Origin of the sequence: Azoarcus taiwanensis, from assembly GCF_012910885.1 — a bacterium.
In the GTDB taxonomy this organism is placed as follows: Bacteria; Pseudomonadota; Gammaproteobacteria; order Burkholderiales; family Rhodocyclaceae; genus Azoarcus_F; species Azoarcus_F taiwanensis.
Map to the genome: position 1 here is coordinate 1 of NZ_WTVM01000214.1, position 3,838 is coordinate 3,838.

At 65.0% G+C, this 3,838-nt stretch carries 3 protein-coding genes and 1 pseudogene; all 4 read left to right on the forward strand.

Annotated elements, in window-relative coordinates; genetic code table 11:
* Positions 1-988, forward strand: a 988-nt coding sequence (locus tag GPA21_RS19485) for a type II and III secretion system protein family protein (RefSeq protein WP_168989735.1), incomplete at its 5' end; no start/stop codon positions are given.
* Positions 989-1,006: 18 nt separating this feature from the next.
* Positions 1,007-2,671, forward strand: a complete 1,665-nt coding sequence (locus tag GPA21_RS19490; protein WP_168989736.1) for a TadA family conjugal transfer-associated ATPase — start codon at positions 1,007-1,009, stop codon at positions 2,669-2,671.
* Positions 2,668-3,531, forward strand: coding sequence for a type II secretion system F family protein (locus GPA21_RS19495; RefSeq protein WP_246262067.1), 864 nt, complete (start codon positions 2,668-2,670; stop codon positions 3,529-3,531). Before GPA21_RS19490 ends, GPA21_RS19495 begins: the two co-directional genes overlap by 4 nt.
* Positions 3,528-3,838 (forward strand): annotated as a pseudogene (locus GPA21_RS19500) (type II secretion system F family protein); the annotation flags it as partial. The gene GPA21_RS19495 and the pseudogene GPA21_RS19500, both read left to right, overlap by 4 nt.

The following is a 3,838-nucleotide window of genomic DNA, read 5'->3' on the forward strand; positions in this document are numbered from 1 at the left end:
CATCGAAGAACTCACCCGCCACTACCCGCAGATCATCAATTTCACCAATCCCGTCGGTTGGGAAAAGATGGTCGTCATGGATGTCCAGATCGTCGAGTTTCCGGTCAACATGTTGCGTGAGGTCGGCCTCGCATGGAACGCCACCGGGGGCGTCGCGGTGGGCGGCATCTGGATGCCCGGGCGTCGCGGAAGCTCACCGCTGCAAATCAACCTGCGCACTGGCAGCGAAAATGCGCAGCCCATCGTCAACCCCGACGGATCCGGCGGCCCGGTGCCACTCAGCTCAAGCCTGAACATCCTCAGTGCGGTCAACATGGGGCTCAACGCACAACTGAGGCTGCTGGAACAGAACGGCACGGCCACCATCCTCGCCCAGCCCATCTTGTCCACCCGCAGCGGCTCGGACGCAAGCTTTCTTGCGGGCGGCGAGTTTCCCTACAGCGTAAGCAACATCAACGGCACGACCATCCAGTTCAAGCCCTATGGCATCCGCCTCGAGATCACGCCGACGGTCGACCACAACGGCGTGATCCGCGCCCGCATCATGAGCGAGGTCAGCGACCTCGACCTCTCGGTGGCCGCCGTATCCGGCCCAGCGCTGCGCACTCGCAAGACTGAGACCGAATTCAACGTCATGGAAGGCGGCACCATAGTCCTGAGCGGCCTGCTCACCCGCGACATCAGCTCTTCGATCGACAAGGTTCCGGTCCTCGGCGACATGCCGATTCTCGGTGCGCTGTTCCGCTCGCGTCGTTTCCAGAACAACGAAACCGAACTCGTCGTCTTCGTCACCCCGTACGCAGTCGACAAACACACCCTTGAACAGGCCGAAAGCATGCTACGCGCACAACAACGGCTACAGGAGGCGCCGCGCGCCAAGCAACCGGACATGTCAGCAGTGCCCGGTCTGCCTGCTCCTGTCGAACAGCGCAACCTCCCCGGACAACACGACCACCTCGGCTACCCCTACCCCTGGGTCGGCAACTGAAAACCGCTATCACTCATCATGTTCCAGGTCACCATCAGCCACCCTGAAAGCCCCACGCGGATCGAGTCCGTCAGCGATACCTCGGCCATCATCGGCAAAAGCCGTGAATGCCGGGTTCGCCTGCCCGGCTGGAAGATCGGACGCGAGCACGCGCGCATCTACCGCACCAAATCCGGACTTTTCATCCAGGATCTCGGCCAGTTCTTCGGCACCAGCGTCAATGGCAGCCGTGTGCAACAACACGGCCCGATCGAGCCAAGCGACCAGATCGTCGTCGGCCAGTTCACACTCGTCATCCAGGATCAGCTTCAGAACGAGCGCAGTGCTGAACCCTCCGCAGTTTCAGAGCACACTGCTCCACTCCAGACTGCCGCCACTGCACGCCCCTCCAACGCGCGGACCACGACCACCCCCGACCAATACTGGCGAAAGCGCATCCACGAAGCCTTGCTCGACGCCATCGACCTGCGACGGCGCGATCTGGTGCGCATGAGCGACGACGAGTTGCGTGCCGAAACCGAGGCACTGCTCGTCGACGTCATCGCAAACGAATCCGCCCTGCCCGACACAATCGACCGCGAAACCCTGCGCCGCGACGTACTCAATGAAGCCGTCGGTCTCGGGCCCCTCGACGCACTGCTGGCCGACGACAGCATCAGCGAGATCATGGTCAATCGGCATGACGAGATCTACATCGAACGCAACGGCCGGCTCGAACGCCACGATATCTCCTTCACCAGCGACCGTGCAGTACTCGGCGTAATCGAACGCATCGTCACCCCCATTGGTCGGCGCATCGACGAAGCCTCGCCGATGGTGGATGCCCGCCTAAAGGACGGCTCGCGGGTCAATGCCATCATCCCGCCGCTCGCCCTCAAGGGGCCGGCACTCACCATCCGGAAGTTTGGCCGCAAGCTCTTCTCGGACGCCGATCTGGTCGCGCTCGGCGCCATGAGTCCGCAGATGGCCGAATTTATGCGCATCTGCGTCCGCCATCGCAAGAATATCCTCATCTCCGGCGGCACCGGTTCGGGCAAGACCACGCTGCTCAACGTGCTGTCCAACTTCATCCCCGACGGCGAACGCATCATCACCATCGAGGACGCTGCCGAACTGCGACTGGCTCACTCCCACCTCATCAGCCTCGAAGCCCGTCCGGCCAATGCCGAGGGGCGCGGGCTGATCGCCATTCGCGAGCTCGTCAAGAACGCCCTGCGCATGCGCCCGGACCGCATCGTCGTCGGTGAATGCCGCGGCGGCGAGGCGCTCGACATGCTCCAGGCCATGAACACCGGCCACGACGGTTCGCTCACCACCTTGCACGCCAACAGCCCGCGCGATGCGCTCGCCCGTCTCGAAACCCTGGTGCTCATGGCAGGCATGGATCTGCCGCTCACCGCCATTCGCGACCAGATCGCCTCGGCCATCGACATCGTCATCCAGCAGGCCCGCCTGCCCGATGGCCGGCGTGTCATCACCGGCATCGTCGAGGTCGCCGGCATCGAGTCCGGCCGCATCCAGATGCAGGCGCTCTTTCGCCACGACACGCTCGGGCGCGACGCCGAGGGCCGCGTTATCGGCCGTTTCGCCGGATGCAACGCAGTCCCCGGTTTTTTCGAAGGGCTTTCCGAGTCCGGCAGCCAGCTCGACCTGTCGCTCTTCAACGGGCCTGAGAACGTATGACGCCCACCGCTTTGCCCTTCGAACTGGTCCTGCTCGCGGTCGCGCTCACTATCGCACTTGCCACCTGGGCATTGATCGACATCGGCGCCCGCCTGATGCATGCCTGGCGCACCCGCTTCACTCGCGACACCGGCTTTCATCTGCGCGAGTTGTTCCTGTTCGTCGATCCGGCCCGGCTCTACGCGCTCAACCTCGCACTCACCGTGCTGGTTGCTGGCTCGGTCTGGCTCGGTCTGGGCAGCCTCACCCTCGCGCTCGTCGTAGCGGCGCTGCTCGCGATCTCGCCCGGGCTCATCTTCCGCTGGCTGCGCGCACGCCGCATCGCACGCATCGAGGCGCAACTGCCCGACGCGCTACAAATGCTCGCCGGCACCGCACGCGCCGGCCTGTCGCTACCGGCGGCCATCCGCCAGGTCACCACCGAGCTGGCGCCCCCGCTGTCGCAGGAGCTCATGCTGGTACAGCACGAACAACGCCTCGGCGTAAGTCTCGACGACGCGCTCGAGAACCTCTCGTTTCGCGTGCCTGCGCAACCGGTCAAGCTCATGGTCTCGGCCATGCGCATCGCCTCGGAGACCGGAGGCGGGCTGGCCGAAACCCTGGAACGTACCGCCACGACCCTGCGCAGCCAGCACGCGATGGAGCTCAAGATCGGTGCACTTACCGCCCAGGGCAAGCTCCAGGCGTGGGTGGTGGGACTGTTGCCGGTGTTCCTGCTGTGGGCGCTCACGCGCATGGAGCCCGACGCGATGGCCTTGCTGTGGACCACCCGCATCGGCTGGGGGGTGCTCGCCGCGGTCGCCATCATGGAATTCTTCGGCGTGCTCCTTATCCGCCGCATCGTGAGCATCGACGTATGAGCGCACAGACCGATTCCTTGCTGCTCGCGCTCGACCCGCGCTGGGTCGTCGGCGCCGTTGCCTTGAGCGCCGGCCTGTCGGTGGCGCTGCTGGGTTGGTTGGTGTCGCGCTCGGCCGCCGCCGTGCCCAGGCAGGACCGCCTGTGGCTCGACGCCCCACCGGGTGGTTTTCGGGTGCTGTGGTGGCCGGTGCAGTGGCTCGCCTTTTACCTGCGCGGCCTGATGCCCGATCGCCTGCATGCCGCCTCGCTCGCGCGGCTGCGTCTGGCCGGGCTCGACTATGCGCTCGATCCGGCCCAGTTTCTGGC

What these genes read in the sequence shown, in the direction of transcription:
- GPA21_RS19490 (WP_168989736.1), top strand. Translation starts at nt 1,007, where the DNA reads ATGTTCCAGGTCACCATCAGCCACCCTGAAAGCCCCACGCGGATCGAG.
- GPA21_RS19495 (WP_246262067.1), top strand. Translation starts at nt 2,668, where the DNA reads ATGACGCCCACCGCTTTGCCCTTCGAACTGGTCCTGCTCGCGGTCGCG.